This is a genomic window from Burkholderiales bacterium (assembly GCA_036262035.1).
GTDB lineage: Bacteria > Pseudomonadota > Gammaproteobacteria > Burkholderiales > SG8-41 > JAQGMV01.
Genome location: DATAJS010000029.1, coordinates 94,900 through 115,284, shown reverse-complemented (window position 1 = coordinate 115,284; position 20,385 = coordinate 94,900). Strand labels below are relative to the sequence as shown.

Annotated in this window: 21 protein-coding genes and 1 tRNA gene; 13 read left to right on the top strand and 9 right to left on the bottom strand. The window is 67.7% G+C overall.

Annotation, left to right across the window (positions count from 1 at the left end; translation table 11 throughout):
• Positions 1-83: 83 nt before the first annotated feature.
• Genes ftsX through ftsY form a run of 3 tightly spaced genes read right to left on the bottom strand, consistent with a single transcriptional unit; the run spans position 84 to position 2,709 of the window.
• Positions 84-992: a permease-like cell division protein FtsX gene (ftsX, locus tag VHP37_28600; GenBank protein ID HEX2830332.1), complete on the bottom strand. Its 909-nt coding sequence runs from the start codon at positions 990-992 to the stop codon at positions 84-86.
• Positions 989-1,663 carry a cell division ATP-binding protein FtsE gene (ftsE, locus tag VHP37_28595; protein ID HEX2830331.1) on the bottom strand — a complete coding sequence of 225 codons (675 nt, stop codon included), beginning with the start codon at positions 1,661-1,663 and terminating at the stop codon, positions 989-991. The genes ftsX and ftsE overlap by 4 nt, the downstream gene beginning before the upstream one ends.
• Positions 1,660-2,709 (bottom strand): signal recognition particle-docking protein FtsY, encoded by a 1,050-nt coding sequence (gene ftsY, locus VHP37_28590; protein HEX2830330.1) that lies wholly within the window; start codon positions 2,707-2,709, stop codon positions 1,660-1,662. Before ftsY ends, ftsE begins: the two co-directional genes overlap by 4 nt.
• 149 nt (positions 2,710-2,858) lie before the next feature.
• Here ftsY and VHP37_28585 point away from each other — a divergent pair, with 149 nt between their 5' ends.
• From VHP37_28585 to VHP37_28565, 5 genes are read left to right on the top strand one after another with little or no spacing between them, the layout of a single operon-like run.
• Positions 2,859-4,250 (top strand): pitrilysin family protein, encoded by a 1,392-nt coding sequence (locus VHP37_28585; GenBank protein HEX2830329.1) that lies wholly within the window; start codon positions 2,859-2,861, stop codon positions 4,248-4,250.
• The gene (locus tag VHP37_28580; protein HEX2830328.1) at positions 4,240-5,589 is read left to right on the top strand and encodes a pitrilysin family protein; all 1,350 of its coding nucleotides are present in this window, start codon (positions 4,240-4,242) and stop codon (positions 5,587-5,589) included. Before VHP37_28585 ends, VHP37_28580 begins: the two co-directional genes overlap by 11 nt.
• Positions 5,590-5,606: 17 nt before the next feature.
• Positions 5,607-6,152: a 16S rRNA (guanine(966)-N(2))-methyltransferase RsmD gene (rsmD, locus tag VHP37_28575; GenBank protein HEX2830327.1), complete on the top strand. Its 546-nt coding sequence runs from the start codon at positions 5,607-5,609 to the stop codon at positions 6,150-6,152.
• Positions 6,149-6,643, top strand: a complete 495-nt coding sequence (gene coaD / locus VHP37_28570; protein ID HEX2830326.1) for a pantetheine-phosphate adenylyltransferase — start codon at positions 6,149-6,151, stop codon at positions 6,641-6,643. The genes rsmD and coaD overlap by 4 nt, the downstream gene beginning before the upstream one ends.
• Positions 6,643-6,900, top strand: a complete 258-nt coding sequence (locus VHP37_28565; GenBank protein ID HEX2830325.1) for a YfhL family 4Fe-4S dicluster ferredoxin — start codon at positions 6,643-6,645, stop codon at positions 6,898-6,900. Before coaD ends, VHP37_28565 begins: the two co-directional genes overlap by 1 nt.
• 126 nt (positions 6,901-7,026) lie before the next feature.
• Here VHP37_28565 and mutM read toward each other — a convergent pair whose 3' ends face one another.
• The 6 genes from mutM to VHP37_28535 are packed head-to-tail and all read right to left on the bottom strand — an operon-like array spanning position 7,027 to position 12,946.
• Positions 7,027-7,845, bottom strand: a complete 819-nt coding sequence (gene mutM / locus VHP37_28560) for a bifunctional DNA-formamidopyrimidine glycosylase/DNA-(apurinic or apyrimidinic site) lyase (protein HEX2830324.1) — start codon at positions 7,843-7,845, stop codon at positions 7,027-7,029.
• Between the two features lie 6 nt (positions 7,846-7,851).
• Positions 7,852-8,997 (bottom strand): hypothetical protein, encoded by a 1,146-nt coding sequence (locus tag VHP37_28555; protein ID HEX2830323.1) that lies wholly within the window; start codon positions 8,995-8,997, stop codon positions 7,852-7,854.
• A complete protein-coding gene (locus VHP37_28550; GenBank protein HEX2830322.1) occupies positions 8,994-9,863 on the bottom strand; it encodes a DUF4340 domain-containing protein in 870 nt (289 codons plus the stop codon). The genes VHP37_28555 and VHP37_28550 overlap by 4 nt, the downstream gene beginning before the upstream one ends.
• A 16-nt stretch (positions 9,864-9,879) precedes the next feature.
• On the bottom strand, positions 9,880-11,241 hold the full coding sequence (locus tag VHP37_28545; protein HEX2830321.1) for a GldG family protein: 1,362 nt from the start codon (positions 11,239-11,241) through the stop codon (positions 9,880-9,882).
• 2 nt (positions 11,242-11,243) lie between these two features.
• Positions 11,244-12,014: an ABC transporter permease gene (locus VHP37_28540; GenBank protein ID HEX2830320.1), complete on the bottom strand. Its 771-nt coding sequence runs from the start codon at positions 12,012-12,014 to the stop codon at positions 11,244-11,246.
• On the bottom strand, positions 12,011-12,946 hold the full coding sequence (locus VHP37_28535; protein HEX2830319.1) for an ABC transporter ATP-binding protein: 936 nt from the start codon (positions 12,944-12,946) through the stop codon (positions 12,011-12,013). Before VHP37_28535 ends, VHP37_28540 begins: the two co-directional genes overlap by 4 nt.
• Positions 12,947-13,142: 196 nt before the next feature.
• Here VHP37_28535 and VHP37_28530 point away from each other — a divergent pair, with 196 nt between their 5' ends.
• From VHP37_28530 to ychF, 8 genes are all read left to right on the top strand, one after another.
• Positions 13,143-14,927 (top strand): tetratricopeptide repeat protein, encoded by a 1,785-nt coding sequence (locus VHP37_28530; GenBank protein HEX2830318.1) that lies wholly within the window; start codon positions 13,143-13,145, stop codon positions 14,925-14,927.
• Positions 14,927-15,487: a lipoprotein insertase outer membrane protein LolB gene (gene lolB, locus VHP37_28525; protein ID HEX2830317.1), complete on the top strand. Its 561-nt coding sequence runs from the start codon at positions 14,927-14,929 to the stop codon at positions 15,485-15,487. Before VHP37_28530 ends, lolB begins: the two co-directional genes overlap by 1 nt.
• Positions 15,484-16,335 (top strand): 4-(cytidine 5'-diphospho)-2-C-methyl-D-erythritol kinase, encoded by an 852-nt coding sequence (gene ispE, locus VHP37_28520; protein ID HEX2830316.1) that lies wholly within the window; start codon positions 15,484-15,486, stop codon positions 16,333-16,335. Before lolB ends, ispE begins: the two co-directional genes overlap by 4 nt.
• A 98-nt stretch (positions 16,336-16,433) precedes the next feature.
• Positions 16,434-16,508: transfer RNA gene (locus VHP37_28515), tRNA-Gln, on the top strand.
• Between the two features lie 107 nt (positions 16,509-16,615).
• Positions 16,616-17,566, top strand: a complete 951-nt coding sequence (locus tag VHP37_28510) for a ribose-phosphate pyrophosphokinase (GenBank protein ID HEX2830315.1) — start codon at positions 16,616-16,618, stop codon at positions 17,564-17,566.
• Positions 17,567-17,709: 143 nt separating this feature from the next.
• Complete coding sequence (locus tag VHP37_28505) at positions 17,710-18,387, top strand: 50S ribosomal protein L25/general stress protein Ctc (protein HEX2830314.1); 678 nt, start codon at positions 17,710-17,712, stop codon at positions 18,385-18,387.
• Positions 18,388-18,534: 147 nt separating this feature from the next.
• Complete coding sequence (pth, locus tag VHP37_28500; GenBank protein HEX2830313.1) at positions 18,535-19,125, top strand: aminoacyl-tRNA hydrolase; 591 nt, start codon at positions 18,535-18,537, stop codon at positions 19,123-19,125.
• A gap of 150 nt (positions 19,126-19,275) precedes the next feature.
• Complete coding sequence (ychF, locus tag VHP37_28495; GenBank protein HEX2830312.1) at positions 19,276-20,370, top strand: redox-regulated ATPase YchF; 1,095 nt, start codon at positions 19,276-19,278, stop codon at positions 20,368-20,370.
• Positions 20,371-20,385 lie beyond the last annotated feature (15 nt).

Sequence of the window (20,385 nt, the reverse complement as noted above, 5' to 3'; positions counted from 1 at the left end):
AAAGCTTGATTGTCCAATGACTTGAGCGTCGAAGCTCGGGTGGCGCCACCATTGGCTGTGAGCGCCCACTAACATGAAAAAACTCAGCGCGGGCGGGCGTTTGCGAGATGCCGCCCGACCGACAGCCAGGCGCCCAGCCAGCCGAGGAGAGCGGCGAAGCCGAGCAGGCTCAGGCTGTCGCGCAAGCCGAGCTGGCCGAGCTCCCAGCGGGCGCCGTAGAGGTACGACAGGTCGACCAGCGCGCCGTTCAGCACCGCCGTCGCCGCCCACACGAAGCCCCACGCCGCCAGTCCTCCCAGCAGCCCCAGCGCCCCTCCGTAGTAGAGGAATGGCCGGCGGATGAACGCGTCGGTCGCGCCGATCAGGGTGGTGACCTCGATCTCCTCGCGCTGGGTCAGGATCTGCAGGCGGATGGTGTTGAAGGTGATGGCGACCAGCGCGAACGCGAGCACGGTGCCGAAGAGCATCAGCGCCGCCCGTCCGAGCTTGAGCGCCGCGTCGAGACGCTGCGCCCATTCGGCGTCGAGCTGCACGTGCGTGACCTTGGGCCACGCGGCGAGCTCCGCCCGCAGCTTCTCCATCGCTTCCGGCGCGCCGTCCGACGCATCGATCACGAACGCGTCGGGCAGCGGGTTGCTGTCGAGCGCCTCGGCGACGCCGCCCATGCCGGTGGAGCGCTTGAGGTCTTCCAGCGCGCGCTCGCGCGGCACGTAACGCAGGCGCGCGACCTGCGGATGCTGCTTGAGCCGGGTGTCGATCGCGCTCGCGTCGGCCTTGGTGGCGTCGAGCGCCAGGAACACCGTGAGCTGCGGCTCGGGCGACACCGTGCGCACCGCTTTCTGGATGTTGACGAGGCCGACGTAGAGCCCCGCCGGCAGCGCGAGCGCGATGCCGACCACGATCACGTTGAGCAGCGTGGTCAGCGGTGCGCGGCCGAGCTTGCGCAACGTCGCGGCCGCGGCGCGGCCGTGCTGCGTGAGCCAGGCGCTCATGCGGCGGCGGCGGCGGGGATGCCGTCGATGCGGCCGCCGGCGATGGTGACGATGCGCGGCGCCAGCCTCTCCGCGAGCTGCAGGTCGTGGGTCGCGATGACCACGGTGGCGCCGACCTGGTTGAACGAGCGGAAGAGCTCGCCGATCTCGGCGGCGTACGCCGCGTCGAGGTTGCCGGTCGGCTCGTCGGCGAGGAGCAGCGCCGGACGGTGCACCACCGCGCGCGCGATGCACAGGCGCTGCTGCTCGCCGCCCGACAGCGTGATCGGCAGCGCTTTCTCGTGCGCGAGCAGCCCCACCTTGTCGAGCGCCGCACGCGCGCGCCGCGCCGCCTCGCGCCGGTCGTAGCCGTGGATCTCCAGCGGCAGCATCACGTTGGCGAACGCGTTGCGGTCGAAGAGGAGCTTGTGGTCCTGGAACACCAGGCCGAGATTGCGCCGCAGGTACGGCAGCGCCCGGCCTTTGAGCCTGCCGACGTTCTGTCCGTTGACGAGCACCGTGCCCGCACTGGGCCGCTCGATGCCCGCGATCAGCTTGAGCAGCGTGGTCTTGCCGGCGCCCGAATGGCCCATGACGAAGACCATCTCGCCGCGCTGCACCGAAAGGTTCGCGTCGCGCAGCGCTTCGTGCCCGCCCGGATAGCGCTTGGCGACGCCTTTGAGCTCGATCATTCCTCGTCGCCGAGCAGCGCGGCGACGAAATCCTGCGCGTCGAAAGGCCGCAGGTCGTCGAGCCCCTCGCCGACGCCGATGAAGCGCAGCGGGATCGGATTCTTCGGATCGGCTTTGGCCCGGGTATGGGCGATCGCCGCGATCACGCCGCCCTTGGCCGTGCCGTCGAGCTTGGTCATGACGAGCCCGGTCACCTGCAGCGCGTCGTCGAACGCTTTCACCTGCGTCAGGCCGTTCTGCCCGGTGTTGGCGTCGAGCACGAGCAGCACTTCGTGCGGCGCGCCGGGCATCGCCTTGTCGATGACGCGTTTGACCTTCCTGATCTCGTCCATGAGGTGCAGCTGTGTCGGCAGCCGTCCCGCGGTGTCCGCGAGCACGATGTCGATGCCGCGCGCGGTGGCGGCGTTGATCGCATCGTAAATGACCGCCGCGGCGTCGCCCGACTGCGGCGCGACGACCGCGACGTTGTTGCGCTCGCCCCACGCGATGAGCTGCTCGCGCGCCGCCGCGCGAAACGTGTCGCCGGCCGCGAGCAGCACTTTCCTGCCCTGTTTACCGTAGTAATGCGCGAGCTTGCCGATCGACGTCGTCTTGCCGGCGCCGTTGACGCCCGCCAGCATGATGACGAAAGGCTTGTGCGTCGACACGTCGAGCGGTTTGGCGATCGGCTCGAGCTCCTGCATGAGCAGATCGGCGAGGGCGACTCTCAACTGTGAAGCTTCGGTGTAGCCTTCGCGCTTCGCGCGCGCGCGCAGGTTCTCGATCAGGAACTCGGTCGCGGTGACCCCGACGTCGGAGGTGAGCAGCACCGTCTCGAGCTCTTCGTAAAACGCCTCGTCGAGCTTGCGCCCGCCGCCGAACAGGCCGACGAGCTGGCCGCCGAGCTGCTGGCGCGTCTTGCTGAGACCGTCCCTGAGACGCCTGAACCAGCCGCCGCCGCCCTCGGCTTCTGCGGCGGGCGCGGCTGCCGGAGCCTCGTCGGCTTTGTCGGCAGTCTCGGGCGCAGGCGCCGGCGCACGGGATTTCGGCTTGAGGAAACTGAACATGATGGAGTCGGTCTGAAACAACGGGACGCGCGTTCGGTGCGCGTCTTGCATGCGGAGCGCAGTCGCCCGAATGACGCAGAAGCGGGCGAAAACGCGACTTCGCTACAATTCTACCCCATCGTTTTCCGAGGCCCAGCGCCCGCACCTTCATGCCCATCCTCCTGCGAGCTCTACTTCAGGCGCTGTTCGCCGTGCTGCTTGCTTCGTCCGCCGGGGCCTACGCGGCGGCCGGCGCGGCGATCGCCGAGAGCAGCCTGCCCAACGGCATGCGCATCCTGGTCAAGACCGACCGCCGCGCGCCGGTCGCGGTGGTGATGGTCTGGTACAAGGCGGGCAGCATCGACGAAGTGAACGGCACGACGGGCGTCGCGCACGTGCTCGAGCACATGATGTTCAAAGGCACGAAAGCGGTGCCGGCGGGGGAGTACTCGCGCATCATCGCGGAGGCCGGCGGCCGCGACAACGCCTTCACCAGCCGCGATTACACCGGCTACTTCCAGACGCTGCACAAATCCCAGCTCGAGCTCGCGCTGAAGCTCGAAGCCGACCGCATGGCGAACCTCACGCTCTCGGCCGAGGAGTTCAAGAAGGAGATCCGCGTCGTCATGGAAGAGCGCCGCTGGCGCACCGACGATCGCCCGCGCGCGCTGGTCTTCGAGCAGCTCATGGCGGCGGCGCTCAAGGCGCACCCGTACCGCCATCCGATCATCGGCTGGATGAGCGATCTCGAGAACATGCGCGTCGAGGACGCGCAGGACTGGTACGACAAATGGTACGCGCCGAACAACGCGACGCTCGTCGTGGTCGGCGACGTCTCGGCGGCCGAGGTGCAGAAGCTCGCGCAGCGCTACTTCGGGCCGCTCAAGCAGAAGCCGCTGCCGCCGCGCCGGATCACCGAGGAGCCGCGCCAGCTCGGCATCCGGCAGTTCACCGTCAAGGCGCCCGCGGAGCTGCCGTACGTGATGATGGCGTATCACGCGCCGGTGCTGCGCGACATCGGCAAGGAATGGGAGCCGTTCGCGCTCGAGATGCTCGCCAACGTGCTCGACGGCAACGAGGCCGCGCGTTTGAACCGCAACCTCGTGCGCAGCGCGCGGGTCGCGTCGTCCGCGGAAGCGAGCTACGACGGCGTCGGGCGCGGGCCGGGGATGTTCTATCTCTCCGCGACGCCCGCACAGGGCAAGACGGTGCAGGACGCCGAGCGCGCGCTGCGCGACGAAGTCGCCAGGCTCATCAAGGACGGCGTCGCGGAAGAAGAGCTCCAGCGCGTGAAATCGCAGGCTGTGGCCTCTCACGTCTACGAGCGCGACTCGATGTTCTACCAGGCGCGCCAGATCGGCAGCAACGTCATGGCGGACCTGCCGCCGAACGCGGCCGACCTCTTCGTCGACAAGCTGAAGGAGGTCACCGCGGAGCAGGTGCGCGAAGTTGCCAGAAAGTATCTCGTCGATGAAAGACTCACCGTGGCCTATCTCGATCCCCAGCCGCTCGACAGCAAGAAGCCGAGCGCCCCGCCGCCGGGACTGCGCCATGGCCAGTAAGCGCGCCGCCTGGCTGGTCGGCCTGGTGCTGATGGCGCTCGCGCAGGCCGCGAGCGCGCTGCTGCCGATACAGACGTGGGAGACCCAGCGCGGCGCCCGCGTGCTGTTCGTCGAGAACCACGACCTGCCGATGCTCGACGTGAGCGTCGATTTCCCCGCGGGCTCGGGCTTCGACACGCGCGAGAAGAACGGCGCGGCGAGCATGACCAACAACATGCTGCGCCTGGGCGCCGGGGGCATGGACGAGAACGCGATCGCGCTGCGCCTCGCCGACGTCGGCGCGCAGTACGGCGGCCGAATGGACACCGATCGCGCCGGCGTGGGCATGCGCATGCTGTCGAGCAGGCGCGAGCGCGACGCGGGCCTCGACGTGCTGATGCGTATCCTCACGCAGCCGGAGTTTCCCGCGCCGGTGCTGGAGCGCGAGAAAGCGCGGCTGATCGCGGCGCTGAAGGAAGCCGATACCAAGCCCGAGACGATCGCTTCGCGCGCGTTCCAGCGGCTCGTCTATCCCACCCATCCCTACGGCCTGCGCTCGTCGGGCGAGGTCGAAACGGTCTCGAAGCTGACGCGCGACGACCTTACCGCGTTCTACAAACGTTATTACACCGCCGATCGCGCGATCGTCGCGATCATGGGCGACGTCAGCCGCGACGACGCGGCGGCGATCGCCGAATCGCTGACGGCGCCCCTGCCGTCTTCCGAAGGCGCCGCGCCGGCGCTGCCGCCGGTCACCGAAGCGGCGAAAGCGGAATCGCGCTGGATCACGCACCCGGCGACGCAAAGCCACATCATGATCGGCGCGACCGGGATCCGCCGCGACGATCCGGATTACTTCGCGCTCTTCGTCGGCAACCACATCCTCGGCGGCGGCGGCTTCACCTCGCGCATGACCGACGAGGTGCGGCAGAAGCGCGGCCTCGCGTACTCGGCGTACAGCTACTTCGCCCCGATGCTGCGCGAAGGACCGTTCGTCATCGGCATGCAGACCAAGGGCGAGCAGGCGAGCGAAGCGCTGGCGGTGGCGCGCAAGACGCTGGCCGATTTCGTCGCGAACGGCCCCACCGCGAAAGAGCTCGCGGCCGCGAAGAAGAACATCATCGGCGGTTTCCCGATGCGCATCGACAGCAACCGCAAGATCCACGAGTACCTCGCGGTCATCGGCTTCTATCGCCTGCCGCTCACCTATCTCGACGACTTCGTGAAGCGCGTCGAGGCGGTCACGGCGGAGCAGATCAAGGCCGCTTTTCAGAAGCGCGTGCATCCGGATCGCATGATCACGGTCGTGGTCGGTCAGCCCGAGCGGCAGGCGGCATTACCCGCGGCGGCGACGCAGTAACCCGGGTCGCACGCATCGTGAGCGCCAACGAGATCCGCATCGTCGGCGGGACGTGGCGCAGCCGGCGCATCCGCTTCACGCCGCGCGAGGGGCTGCGGCCCACGCCCGACCGCGTGCGCGAGACGCTCTTCAACTGGCTGGGCCAGGACCTCACCGGTCGTTCCTGTCTCGATCTCTTCGCCGGCAGCGGCGCGCTCGGTTTCGAAGCGGCGTCGCGCAATGCTACACGCGTGGTCATGGTCGAGCGCGACCGCGCCGTGTTCGACGCGCTGCGCGCGAACAAGGCCGCGCTCGACGCCCGTCAGGTGGAACTCGTTCGAGGCGATGCGCTAGAATTCGTGCGCGGCGGCAAAGATTTATTCGATGTGGTGTTTCTCGATCCGCCGTTCGATGCTGACTACTGGGCGCGCCTCCGGCCCGCATTGCCCGGTCTGCTGAACCCCGATGCGTTCGTGTACTGCGAATCGGGCGCGGCGATCGAATGGGGCGAGGGCTGGCAGGTCGCGAAATCCGGCCGCGCCGGTCAGGTCACCTATCAACTCTTACGAAGAGCCGACGCATGAGCCACACCGCGGTCTACCCGGGCACGTTCGACCCGATCACGCTCGGCCACGCCGATCTCGCGCGCCGCGCGGCGCGGCTCTTCGACCGCGTCATCCTCGCGGTGGCCGACAGCAAGACCAAGCGGCCGTTCTTCACCCTCGACGAGCGCGTGGAGATGGCGCAGCACGTGCTGTCCGACCTGCCCAACGTCCGGGTGATGGGTTTCTCCGGCCTGCTGATGAAGTTCGTGCAGGAGCAGGGTGCCCGCGTCGTGGTGCGTGGACTGCGCGCGGTGTCCGACTTCGAATACGAGTTCCAGCTCGCAGGGATGAACCGCGGCATGTATCCCGATGTCGAGACGGTCTTCCTCACCCCCGGGGAGCAGCACATGTTCATCTCGGCGACGCTCGTGCGCGAGATCTCGGTGCTCGGCGGCGACACGTCCAAGTTCGTGCCGCCGTACGTCGGGGAGCGGCTCAAAGTGAAGATCAAGCAGCTCGGGGGCAAATGATGGCGTTGATGATCACCGACGAATGCATCAACTGCGACGTGTGCGAGCCGGAGTGCCCGAACGAGGCGATCTCCGCGGGCGAGGAGTACTACGTCATCGATCCGAACAAGTGCACCGAGTGCGTCGGCCACCATGCCGAGCCGCAGTGCCAGAAGGTGTGCCCCGTCGACTGCATCCCGTTCGATCCCGAGCACGTCGAGACCAAAGAGCAGCTGATGGAGAAATACATCAAGCTGACGCAGGCCAAAGCGGCTTAAAAGCTAAAAGCGTTTAACCGCAAAGGACGCAAAGGACGCAAAGGTTAACTAACGCCGCGTCGTCATGCGTTTGCGATGTTTGGCTTTCCTTGGCGTCCTTGGCGGTTCATTGCCGTGCTCCAAGGCCTACCTCCGCTGACACACCGGACAATAGAACGTCGCCCGCTGTCCCTGCTTCAGTTCCCTGATCGGCGTCCCGCACGTGTAGCACGGCTCGCCGGCGCGGTCGTAGACCAGGTGCTCGTTCTGGAAGTAGCCCGCGCGGCCGTCGCCGCCGACGTAATCGCGCAGCGTGCTGCCGCCCGCGCTGATCGCCGCCTGCAGCGTCTCCTTCACCTTGTCCGCGAGCACGTCGTAGCGCGCGCGGCTCACGCGATGCGCCGCGAGCTTCGGATTGATCTTCGCGCGGAACAGCGCCTCCGACGCATAGATGTTGCCGACGCCGGCGACGACGTGGCTGTCCATGAGGACGAGCTTGACCGCCGCGGTGCGCGTGCGCGTCGCGTCGTACAGCGTCGCGCCGGTGAAATCGGGCGACAGCGGCTCGGGCCCGATGCTCGCCAGCAGCGGATGCTGCAAGGGGTCGTCCGTCTGCCACAGCACGAGCCCGAAGCGCCGCGGGTCGCGTAACCGCACCGCGGTCCCGTTGTCGAGCACGAGGTCGAAGTGATCGTGCCGCTCGGCCGGCGCGGCGGCGTCGACCAGCCACAGCCGGCCCGACATGCCGAGATGGATGATGAGCGTGCCGCGTCCGCAGCCGATCAGCAGGTACTTCGCGCGCCGCTCGACGCGCCCGATCGTCGCGCCCGCGACGAGCTGCGGCAGCTTCTTCGGCACCGGCTGGCGCATCGCCGCGTTGCGCACGATCGCGGTGCGGATGCGTTTGCCCACGAGATGCGGCGCGAGGCCGCGTTTCGTGGTTTCGACTTCCGGCAGCTCAGGCATCGTCGTTCACGATGCACGCGCAACCGTCGCGCGAAACCCCGGAAAGCTCGCCGGCAGACGCGGGTTGCGCGCGAGCGCGGCGCCGATGCGCAGCGTCCCGGGCGTGGCCGCGACGCTCATGATGTCGATGAGCTTGGTCTGGTCGCAGATGCGCACGTTGCCGTCGAGCGCGATGTCGTCCCAGCGATTGGTGGTGTGCTTCTGGATGCGGCCGTCGCGATCGAGCGAGCTGATGAGGACGACCCGGTCGAGCTTGCAGTCGGCGTCGTCGACGTCGAGCCAGACGTCGATGCCGCGTATCGTGCCGCGGCCGCGCTCGTGCTGGTTGTCGAGCGCGACGATGGCGTCGCCGCCGCGCTTGCCGCGGCAGCGCACGCGCACCCTGATGCGCGTCGTATCGCGGTGATAGCACTTGATGAGCACGTCGGTGAAGCCGGTCGCGTTGTTCGCGGTGTCGAGCTCGACATCGTGGTTGCTCACGCCGTACGGGAAGTACGAGCGCTTGACGTCGTCGCAGCGGATGCGCCGCGCGACCAGGTCGTCGGCGTTGTCCTGGAAGTTGAAGCCGTAGTATGACCGCCGCACCGTGAGATCGCTGAGCTCGATACCGCGCGTGCGCAGCTCGGGGTCGTCCTCGGTATAGCGCGACACCACTGCGCCGAGCACCGAATCGAAGCTGCAGTGGGCGATGGTGATGTCCTGGCAGCCTGCGCTGCGCGCGTTCGACAGCCGGATCGCCGCGGCGCCCAGCCAGTTCACGTCGCGTTTCAGCCCGTGATCGCGAAACGCGAGCCCCTCCACCGTGACGTTGCGGCAGCCTTCCAGCTCGAGCATGGTCGATGTGCCGTTCACGCTGCGGCAGGCGATCGTCGCGTCTTCGCCGACGATGCGCACGTCGCGCAGTCCCTTGGCGCTGACGAGATAGCTGTCGCTCGCGGTGCCGAGAAAGTACTGGCCGCGCGGAAACAGGACGGTCGAGCCCGGCCGCCGCGCCGCGGTTTGAATCGCTTCGCGCACCGTGGCGAGATCGGACATGCGGCCGTCGCCGTACGCGCCGAGTCGCTTGACGTCGATCGTCGGCCCCGAGGCCGCGCGCGCGAGCCGCACCAGCGGCAGCGCGGCTGCCGCGGCGAGCAGGCCGCGGCGCTTCATTTGTTCACCTTGTCGTCGATGGCCGGCGCGGGCGGCGCGATCAGCTTGCGCCCGGCGCCGGCGAAGAAGTGATACGCCACACGGTCGTCCTGCCGCACCAGCACTACGTCGGGCGAGCGCTCCGCAATGCCGAGCGTGATCTCGCGCCCGTCTTTCAGCGTCACCTTCACCGTCTCGTGCGGAAACGCCGCGGTATGTTTGGCGACCGTGAGCGCGGTCGCGTTCTTCCACGCTTCCACCCACGTGTTGCGCTCGTCGGCGCCCGCGTCGTTGTCGATCGGCGCGACGGCCCACGTGCCGTCTTCGAGCGCGACGGTGTAGCCGGGAAGATCGAAGCGCACCGGCTGTCGCTCGTCGGGCGCGAACAGCGCCTTGGCGAACAGCGTGTCGATGCTGCGCGGCAGGCCCGCGGCGTACGCGACCGGGAGCGGCAGCACGTGGCCGTCCGCGAGCACGTACTGCTCGCGCGTGGTCGGATTGATGCCGCCGTACGCGATCGTCCGGTCGTCGGCGGTCAGCGTCGCCAGCGGCGCATCGAGCCCGTAGCGCGCGAGATCGGTCGCGGGATAGCGGACGGTCGCCCGCGCTTCGAGGATGGAGAGCAGGCGCTCGATGGGCAGGGCTTCGGCGCGCCCGGTGAACGGTGCGGTGAAGCGCCAGATGCCGTCGCGCTTCTCGAGCACGATCTCGCCGGGCGGCGTATCCCCGCGCGCTTTGCCGGCGAGCCTCACGCGGGTCACGTCGGCGGCTTTGAGCGAGGACACGGCGTACGTTTCCTCCGCGCGCTCATCCGGCTCGCCGACCAGCCAGTACGCGAGCGCTGCGACGGCGACCCCCAGGGCGAGCAGCGACAGCCACGACCGCACGTGAGCTGCCCCGGGGTCACGCCGCCTTGCGGCGCCGCCACCAGATGCCGATCCCGGTGATGACGAACGCGAGCGGCAGCGCGACGATGAAGCCGAGCACGATCAGGTACAGCGCGGTCTGGTCGAGCTCGATGCGCGAGTCGGGGGCCGGCCGCGGATCGATGGCGACGAGCGTGTCCTCGGCGGTGAGCCAGTTGAGCGTCGCGACGCCGAGCTGCAGGTTGCCGGCATTGCCGAGATAGGCGTTGGACAGGAAGGCGCCGTTGCCGACGACGACGATCCGCTGCTGCTTCTCGTTCACCGTGCGCTCGAACGCCGCAGCGACGTTGACCGGTCCGGGCAGGTCGTGCGAGGCGTCGAACACCGGCTTCTCGTCGAGCTTGCTCATCTCAACCCAGCCGCGCGGCGCCACCTCGATCAGCGGCGTCACGCGCCAGTCTTCCATCTCGGTGACGCCGATCTGGCGCGCGTACGGGAACAGGCTGTTCTCGCGAAACGCCGAGGTGATCGGGTGCTGACCGTAGCTCGTCGCGACCGCGAACACCGGCGGGCCGCTGCGCGCGCGCAGGGTGGGATCGACGATGGTGCCGGGCGTGAGCACCAGCCCGAGCATTTCGGCGAGCGGCTGCAGTCCGCGCAGCGGCTCGGGATCGACCAGCCACAGCAGGTTGCCGCCGCTCCTCACGTAGCGCTCGATCTTTTCGACCTCGGCCGGCGCGAGATCGCTCTGCGGGCTCGCGATCACCAGCACCGAAGCGTTCGCCGGGACTTCCTGCGCGAGCGCGAGGTTCACGCTGTTGATCTTGAGCCCGCGCTGCTGGATCTGCCGCCCGAACTCGCCGAGGTCGTGGTTGGCGATGCCGTCCAGCCTGCGCTCGCCGTGGCCTTCGAGCCACATGACCAGGCTCGAGGTGCCGCGCATCAGCCGCATCAGCGCGTTGGCGAAGCTCTGCTCGCTGAAATCGCCCAGCGGTATGCGCTCGGTGCGCTTGCGATACTCGACGACCATCTCGTTGGGCGTGCGTATGCCCGCGGCTTCGGCGCGCTTGGGATCCTCGCGCGGATCGACCAGCGTCAGCGCGAGATCGGGCTTCGCCCGCCGATACGGACGCATGGCCTCTTCGATCTTCTTGTGCACGTTGGTGCCGCTCGCGCTCTGGCTGACCGCGTACGCGGTCACGTGCAGCGGCCCGTCGAGCTGGCGCAGCACGTCGAGGGTCGACTGCGACAGCGTGTTGCGCGCGCTGCGCGTGATGTCCCACTCCCGGTGGTAACGCTGCGCCGCGTACGCGAGCAGCATCACCAGCGCGATGAACAGCGCGACGAAGAGACCGCTCTGGACGAGCAGCCGGAACCGGAGCCTGCGGCCGGCCTGCATCGTCAGCCGCGCAGGCGCCGCGCGTCGAGGCGGCGCACCGTGAGCGTGAGGAAGAACGCGACGAGCAGCAGCGAGCCCGCGATCGCCGACGTATCGACGATGCCGGCGATCATCGGCTCGAAGTTCCTGAGCGGCGAGAACACCTGGAGCAGCGCCGCGGGCGCGGCCCAGCCGTCGCGTTGCAGCCCGTCGACGGCGGCGTCGCCCAGCGAGAGCATCACCAGGAGCAGCGCGAACGCGCCGAACGCCGCGGCCATCGGGTGCGTGGTGAGCGACGAGACGTAGAGGCTCAGCGCGGCGAATCCTGCCGCGAGCAGCAGCACGCCGCCGACCAGGGCCGCGATGTGCGCGTAATCGAGGCGGGTGCTCGCCGACAGCGTGAGCGGCATCGCCGCGATCAGCGCGACGATCAACGCGATGAACGCCATCAGGCCCGCGAACTTGCCGAGCACGATCTGCGTCATCGTCACCGGCGCGGAGGTGAGGAACACCATGGTCTGGTTGCGCCGCTCTTCCGCGATCGAGCGCATCGCGAGCAGCGGCGTGGCGAACATGAGCAAGCCGGCGCCGCTGAAGAACAGCGGTGCGATCACCAGCTGGGTGACGCCGGGCGGGCTGGCGAGCTGGACGAACTGCGACTGCACGTTGAGGAATTCATCGAGCTTCTTGAGGAACACGAAGCCCGCGATGAGCTGCACCGCGGTCAGCACCAGCCACGCGAGCGGCGACGCGAACAGGCTCTTGAGCTCCTTGCCGGCGATCGTCGCGATCATCTGGTGAGCTGGACGAACACGTCTTCGAGGCTCGTCTGCGCGGGTGCGAGATGATGCAGGCCCCAGTTCCCGGCCACCGAGCGCGCGACGATCTGCTCGGTCGGGTCGCTGTCGGCCGCGACTTGCAGCCTGTAGAGATGGTCGCCGGCGCTTTCGATCGCGGCGACCCCGGGGATGGCGCGCAGCGCGCTTTCGGCAGGCGGCCGCTTCAACCCCACCAGCAAGGTGCGTCCGCTGTGGAACGCCTTCAGCCCGGTGATGGTGTCGCTGTACACCACTTCGCCGTGATGCAGGATCTGTACGCGGTCGCAGATCGCTTCGACCTCCGACAGGATGTGCGTCGACAGGATCACGCTGTGCGAGCCGCCGAGCTCGCGGATCAGCGCGCGGATGTCGCGGATCTGGTTGGGATCGAGACCGACCGTGGGCTCGTCGAGCACCACGACGTCGGGCTCGTGCGCGATCGCCTGCGCGATGCCGACGCGCTGCTGGTAACCCTTGGAGAGCGTGCCGATCAGCTTGCGTCCCACGTCGTTGAGGCCGCAGCGGCCCTTGGCGCGCGCCACCGCCTTCACGCGCTCGCGCTTGGGCACGCGATGCAGCTTGACTGCGAGCTCGAGGTATTCGTCCACCGTGAGCTCGCGATAGAGCGGCGGGTTCTCCGGCAGATAGCCGATGCGCGCCTTGGCTTGCGCCGGCTTGGCGAGCAGGTCGACGCCGCAGATGCTGATCTCGCCTTCGGTGGGGGCGAGGTTGCCGGTGAGCATCTGCATCGTCGTGGTCTTGCCCGCGCCGTTGGGCCCGAGGAAGCCGAGCACCTCGCCGCGATTGAGCTCGAGCTCGACGTTTTTGACCGCGGCATGCGCGCCGAAACGGCGCTGCAAGCCGTGCGCGCGGATCGTCGTGGCTGGCGCGGCGCTGGGGTTCGACATGCGAAGAGGATGAGAAGTTCTGCAAAGCCGCTCGGCTGAAGCGCTTTCGCGTCCCGTCGAGCGTCTTGTGGTGTCGCCGAAATATACCTAATATGTCCACGATAATGAAGCTCACGCCGGCCGACTGAGTCGCAATGCGCGCGGTGCTTCTCATCCATCTTCCGATCCGCCGCTCGCGTCGCGAGCCGCTTCCCTCATGACACGTTTCCCAACCGCATTACTCGCAGTGGTGGTGTCGGCTGCAGTCGGCGCGGCGTTCGCCGACCGCGTGCTCGCACGCGACGTCGGCGCGGACCGCGCAGTGGACCAGTACGCGGCGGCCGCCCAGCCCCGAGGCAAGGTCGCGCCGCGCTCGCCGGAATCGCTGCCCGCCGTCGAGCTCACCAGCGACATCATGTACAAGCTCATGATGGCGGAAGTGGCGCTGCAGCGCGGCCAGCCGGAGATCGGCGTGCCCGCGCTGCTCGACCTCGCGCGCGAGACGAAAGACCCGCGCATCGCGCAGCGCGCGACCGAGGCGGCGTGGAACGCGCGCTACGCCGACGCCGCGGTCGAAGCCGCCGGCATCTGGCTCAAAGCCGAGCCCAAGAACCAGCGCGCGCGCCAGGTGCTCGCGGCGATGCTGGCGAGCCAGCAGAAGCTCGATGCGGCGCGCGCGCAATTCGAGCAGTGGCTCGCGGCCGATCCGGAGCACGTGCCGCAGAGCTTCCTCGAGCTCTCGACGATGCTCTCGCGCAATCCCGACCGCAAAGCGGTGCTCGAGCTGCTGCGCGGCCTCGCCAAGCCTTACCCCAAGGTGCCGGAGGCGCGCTTGGCGGTGGCGCAGGCGGCGTGGAACGCGGGCAACGATCAGCTCGCGCTCGACGAATCCGCCGCGGCGCTGAAGCTCAAGCCCGAGCTCGAGATCGCCGCGCTCTTTCACGCGCAGGCGCTGCAGAAGCGGTCCAACGACGAAGCGCTCGCTTTCCTCGGCGACTATCTCAAGACCCATCCCAACGCGAAGGACGTGCGCCTCAATTACGCGCGGCTCCTCGTGACGATGAAGCGCTATCCCGAGGCGCGCAAGCAGTTCGAGGCGCTGGTCGAGCAGTTCCCGCAGAACGGCGACGTGACCATGGCGGTCGCGCTGCTCGCCATACAGGCCCAGGACTACGAGGCGGCCGAGACCCAGTTGAAACGCTCGCTCGAGCACGGCTACGGCGAGCCCGATGTGGCGCGCGTCTATCTGGGTCAGATCGCGGAAGAGCGCAAGCGCTACGACGAAGCGCTGAAGTGGTACTCCGCGGTGCAGCCGGGCGAGCACTATCTCGGCGCGCAGACGCGGTATGCGGGCGTGCTCTCCAAGCAGGGCAAGCTCGCCGAGGCGCGCAAGCACCTGCAGCAGATCGCGGAGCAGCACCCCGACCAGCGCGTGGCGCTCACGCAGGCCGAGGCGCAGCTGCTGCGCGACGCGAGCCAGTACAAGGACGCGTTCGATCTCCTCGGCAATGCGCTCGCCAAGTCGCCGAACAACCCGGAGCTGCTCTACGAGCACGCGATGGCGGCGGAGAAGATCGACCGCATCGACATCCTCGAAGCTTCCTTGCGCAAGCTGATCGAGGTGAAGCCCGACAACGCCGACGCCTACAACGCGCTCGGCTATACGCTCGCCGATCGCAACCAGCGCCTGCCCGAAGCGCGCGAGCTCATCGAGAAAGCGCTCAAGCTCTCGCCCGACAACGCCTACATCATCGACAGCATGGGCTGGGTGCTCTTCCGTCTCGGGCAGAACCAGGAAGCGCTCGAGCACCTCAAGCGCGCGTACACGCTGCGGCCCGACGCCGAGATCGCCGCGCACCTGGGCGAAGTGCTGTGGGCGAGCGGCCAGCAGGACGAAGCGCGCAAGGTCTGGGTGCAGGCGCTCAAAGAGCACGAGAAGAACGAGCAGCTCACGAGCACGGTCAAGCGCCTCGATCCGGCGGTTCTCAAGACGGCGCAGTGATGCGTAACGCGCGGGGGCGCGCCGCAGCAGCGGCGCTGGTGCTGTTGCTCGCCGCGTGCGCCACGCCGCTCGCGCCGCGCTCGTCCCAATCTTTCGACCTCCTCGGCCGCGCGCTCGTCACCTATCGCGACGGCAGCGTCACCGCCAATCTGCGGTGGGAGCACGCCGCGGCGGCGGACCAGATCTGGCTCATGACGCCGACCGGGCAGACGCTCGCCTACATCGTCGACGGCAAGGACGGCGCGACGCTCACCCGCGCCGACCAGAAGCAGTTTCGCGCCGGCAGCGTCGAAGCGCTCACCCAGCAGGCGCTCGGCTGGCCGCTGCCGCTCGCGCTGCTGCAGTACTGGGTGAAGGGCGAGCCCGCGCCGTCGAGCAAGCCCGAAGCGCTGCAGCGCGGCGCCGACGGCAGGATCGCGAGCCTCGTCCAGAACGACTGGAAGGTCGCGATCGCGTACCACGGCGAAGGCGAGTACGCCGGCCGGGTGCGCCGCCTCGATCTCTCCGACGGTCCCAACGAAATCCGCCTCGTCGTCGACACCTGGCGCGACGCACAGTGACCGCACAGCGCTATCCCGCGCCCGCGAAGCTCAACCTGATGCTGCGCGTGGTCGGACGGCGCGACGACGGCTATCACCTGCTGCAGACGCTGTTCCGCTTCATCGATCACGGCGACCAGGTGAGCCTCGCGGTGCGCGACGATGGCGCGATCCGCCGCGTGCGCGAGATTCCCGGGGTGGCGGAAGACGACGATCTCACGGTGCGCGCGGCGCGGCTGCTGCGGCAGGCGACCGGCGCCCGCCTAGGCGCCGACATCGGCGTCGAGAAGCGCCTGCCGATGGGGGCGGGGCTCGGCGGCGGCAGCTCGGACGCGGCGACGGTGCTGATCGGGCTCAACCACCTCTGGGGGACCGGGCTCACGCGGGCGGAGCTCCAGGCGCTGGGGCTCACGCTCGGCGCCGACGTCCCGGTCTTCATCTACGGGCAAAGCGCCCTGGGTGAGGGCGTGGGCGAGGTCCTCACGCCGGTCGGGCTGCCCCCCGCCTGGTACGTGGTGCTGACCCCGCCGGTGGGCGTCTCCACCGCCGCGGTTTTTTCCCATCGCGATTTGAAACGCGACTCGAAAGTAGTTAAAATACAGGGCTTTTCGGCAGCCGGGCTTCTAAGTGGTGCGGTCAACGACCTCCAGGAGCTCGTTTGCCGGCTGTATCCCGAAGTTTCGCGGCATTTAAAGTGGCTCGATCGTTTCGGACCGGCGCTCATGACAGGATCGGGCGCCGCGGTCTTTTCGAGCTTCGAGACCGAGGCGGCCGCCCGGGAAGTGGTTTTGCAGCTACCGCCGGACATGAAAGGTTTTGCCGCGCGGGGGCTCGATCGGCATCCGCTCTTCGACCTGACGGCAGGCTGAAAGGCGCGCTGAAGCAGCAACAGTTACGAGCCGGAGTCGCAGCTTCGACTCCGGCCGGGTTTCAAGGACCGGCGTCGGGACACCGACGCCGGTTCAGTTGGGGAGTCGCCAAGTTGGCCTAAGGCACCGGATTTTGATTCCGGCATTCGTAGGTTCGAATCCTACCTCCCCAGCCCAACCGATCCGCCGCGGGTGGATCTACGCCTGCATGCGGCATGCTGCCGATGCAGCAAAAGCGTAGTCCGCTTTGCGGCTGTTTGTTTTTTAAGCGGGGACCGAAGTGGCGCTCGACAGGCTGACCGTCTTTACCGGCAACGCCAATCCCAAGCTGGCCGAAGACATCGTCGGGCACCTGCGCCTGCCGCTGGGCCGCGCGAAGGTGGGCCGTTTCAGCGACGGCGAAGTGATGGTGGAGATCCTCGAGAACGTCCGCGGCAAGGACGTCTTCGTGCTCCAGTCGGTGTGCGCGCCGACCAACGACAACCTGATGGAGCTGCTGGTGATGGTCGATGCGCTGAAGCGCGCTTCGGCCGCGCGCGTGACCGCCGCGATCCCGTACATGGGGTATGCGCGGCAGGACCGCCGCCCGGGCTCGGCGCGGGTGCCGATCACCGCCAAGGTCGTCGCCAACATGATGGCGAGCGCGGGGGTCGATCGCGTGCTCACGATGGACCTGCACTCCGAGCAGATCCAGGGTTTCTTCGACATCCCGGTCGACAACATCTACTCGGGCCCGATCATGCTGGGCGACGTGTGGAAGCACGGCTACCAGAACCTGGTGGCGGTGTCGCCGGACGTCGGCGGCGTGCTGCGGGCGCGAGCGCTCGCGAAGCGGCTCGAAGCCGATCTCGCGATCATCGACAAGCGCCGTCCGCGGCCCAACGTCGCGACGGTGATGAACATCATCGGCGAGGTCGAAGGCCGTACCTGCGTGATCATCGACGACCTCGTCGACACCGCGAACACGCTGTGCGAAGCGGCCAGAGCGCTGAAGGAGCGCGGCGCGGAGCGCGTGGTCGCGTACTGCACGCACCCGGTGCTGTCGGGGCCGGCGGTGGAAAGAATCTCGAAGTCGGTGCTCGACGAGATCGTCGTCACCGACACGATCCCGTTGCGCGAGGAAGCGCGCAACTGTCCCAAGATCCGCGTGCTCACGGTCGCGAGCCTGATGGCCGAGACGATGCGCCGGATCAGCGAGGAAGCATCCGTGAGCTCGCTATTCGTCGAATAACGGAAAGGTGTGAAATGTGAAACGTGAACAGTGAAACGTAGAATCCGGGCAGCGCCTTACGTTTCACGTTTTACGTTTCACGTTTCACTGTCGCAAAGAGGGAGTTTGGTCGCGAACCCCTCTAACTGGAGAGTGAAATGAAAATCGAAGTCACTGCATTTCCCCGCACGACGCAGGGCACGGGTGCGAGCCGCCGCCTGCGCGGCAGCGGCCGCGCCCCCGGGATCATCTACGGGGCGAACAAACCGGCTGCCAACGTCGAGCTCGATCAGAACGCGCTGCTGCGCCATCTGAAGATGGAAGCCTTCCACGCCTCGATCCTGGACATGACGGTCGACGGCAACAAGGAACGCGTGCTGCTGCGCGATTTCCAGATGCACCCGTGGAAGCCGATCGTGCTGCACGTCGATTTCCAGCGCGTCGACCCGAACAAGAAGATCCACATGCGCGTGCCGCTGCACTTCACCAACGAGGACGTCTCCGAAGGCGTGAAGACCCAGGGCGGCGTCGTCACCCACGCCATGACCGACATCGAGATCCAGTGCCTGCCGGACCACCTCCCGGAGTACATCGCGGTCGATCTGAAGTCGATGAAGCTGAACGACATCTATCACGTCAACGACCTGACGATGCCGGCCGGCGTCGAGCCCACGGCCAAGCTGAAGGGCGACAACCCGGCGGTCGTGTCGATGCACGTGCCGCGCGTCGCCGCCGCCGAGGAAGAGGCCGCCACGCCGGTCACCGAGATCACCGGCCAGGCGCCCGCGGAAGCCGCTGCCGCTGCGGCAGCGGAAGGCGAGCAGAAGGGCAAGGCGAAGTAAGTTCCATGCGCCGCCGCAAAAGCCCGCCCGCTGGGCGGGCTTTTGCTTTGCGACGCAGAAAGGAGAGAGGAGGCAGGAGAGAGGCGAGCCGCGCCGGTGACCTCAGACCTTCTCCTTTCTCCTATCTCCTTTCTCCTCTCTGAATCCATGAAACTCATCGTCGGCCTCGGCAATCCGGGCAGGAAATACGAAACGACGCGCCACAACGCCGGTTTCTGGTGGGTGGACGAGGTCGCGCGCGCCGCCAACGCGAGCTTCCGCGCGGAGTCGCGTTTCTCGGGCGAAGTCGCCAAAGGCCCGGGCACGGACATCTGGCTGCTGAAACCCCAGACGTTCATGAACAACTCGGGACGCGCGGTCGGCGCGCTCGCGAACTTCTATCGCATCGACGCGTCCGACATCCTCGTCGCGCACGACGAGCTCGACCTGCCGCCGGGCGCCGTCAAGCTCAAGTTCGGCGGCGGCCTGTCGGGCAACGGCTTGAAGGACGTCGCCGCGGTGCTCGGCACCAAGGATTTCTGGCGGCTGCGCATCGGCATCGGCCATCCCCGCGATCTCGCCGCCAGCGAGCAGGAAGTCGTCGATTACGTCCTGCACAACCCGCGTCTGGAAGAGAAGAAAGCGATCGAGGACGCGCTCGCCAAGGCGATGGACGTGTGGCCGCTGATCGCGAGCCATGAGATGGAAAAAGCCATGCTTCGGCTTCACACCGATAGGCCGAAAAAAGGTGACGGATAGAACGGTGACGGGTGAAACGGTGACGGGTGCAGCGCCACGAACGCTTTTCGTCACCGCCTTATCCGTCACCGCACTCTCCGTCACTGCTTCATCCGTCACTTTTTAGATTCCCGCCATTCCAACCCCGTCTCCCTACTCCTCGCTCTTACCATGTCTCTGAAATGCGGCATCGTCGGCCTTCCCAACGTCGGTAAATCGACGCTCTTCAACGCGCTCACCAAGGCGGGCATCGCCGCGGAGAACTATCCGTTCTGCACCATCGAGCCCAACACCGGCATCGTGGAAGTGCCCGATCCGCGCCTCGATGCGCTGGCGGCGCTCGCCAAGCCTGAAAAGGTCATCCCCGCGGTCACCGAGTTCGTCGACATCGCCGGTCTCGTCGCGGGCGCGTCCAAGGGCGAAGGCCTCGGCAACCAGTTCCTCGCCAACATCCGCGAGACCGATGCGATCGCCCACGTGGTGCGCTGCTTCGAAGACCCGAACGTGATCCACGTCTCGAACAAGGTCGACCCGGTCTCCGATATCGAGACGATCAATACCGAGCTCGCGCTGGCGGACCTCTCGACGGTCGAGAAGCAGCTCGCGCGCTATTCGAAGGTCGCCAGGGCCGGCGGCGACAAGGAAGCGCAGCGCCTGGTGGCGGTGCTCGAGAAGTGCCTGCCGGTGCTGAACGAGGCCAGGCCGGTGCGCACCCTCGACCTCTACGAGGAAGAGAAAGCGGTGCTGCGCAACCTCGCGCTGCTGACCGCCAAGCCGACGGTGTACATCGCCAACGTCAAGGAAGACGGTTTCGAGAACAACCCGCACCTCGACGCGGTGCGCAAGCACGCCGCGGCCGAAGGCGCGCCGGTGGTGGCGGTGTGCGCGGCGATCGAGGCCGAGATCGCCGACATGGACGCCGAGGACAAGACGGTCTTCCTGGCCGACATGGGCATGACCGAGCCCGGCCTCGACCGCGTCATCCACGCCGGCTACGACCGCCTCGGGTTACAGACCTACTTCACCGCCGGTCCCAAAGAGGTGCGCGCGTGGACGGTGAAGAAAGGCTCCACCGCCCCGCAGGCCGCGGGGGTGATCCACACCGACTTCGAGAAAGGCTTCATCCGCGCCGAAGTGATCGGCTACGACGACTACATCAAGCACAAGGGCGAGCAGGGCGCGAAGGAAGCCGGACGCATGCGGCTCGAGGGCAAGGAGTATGTCGTGCAGGACGGCGACGTCATGCACTTCCGCTTCAACGTCTGATCAAGGGAGGGTGCA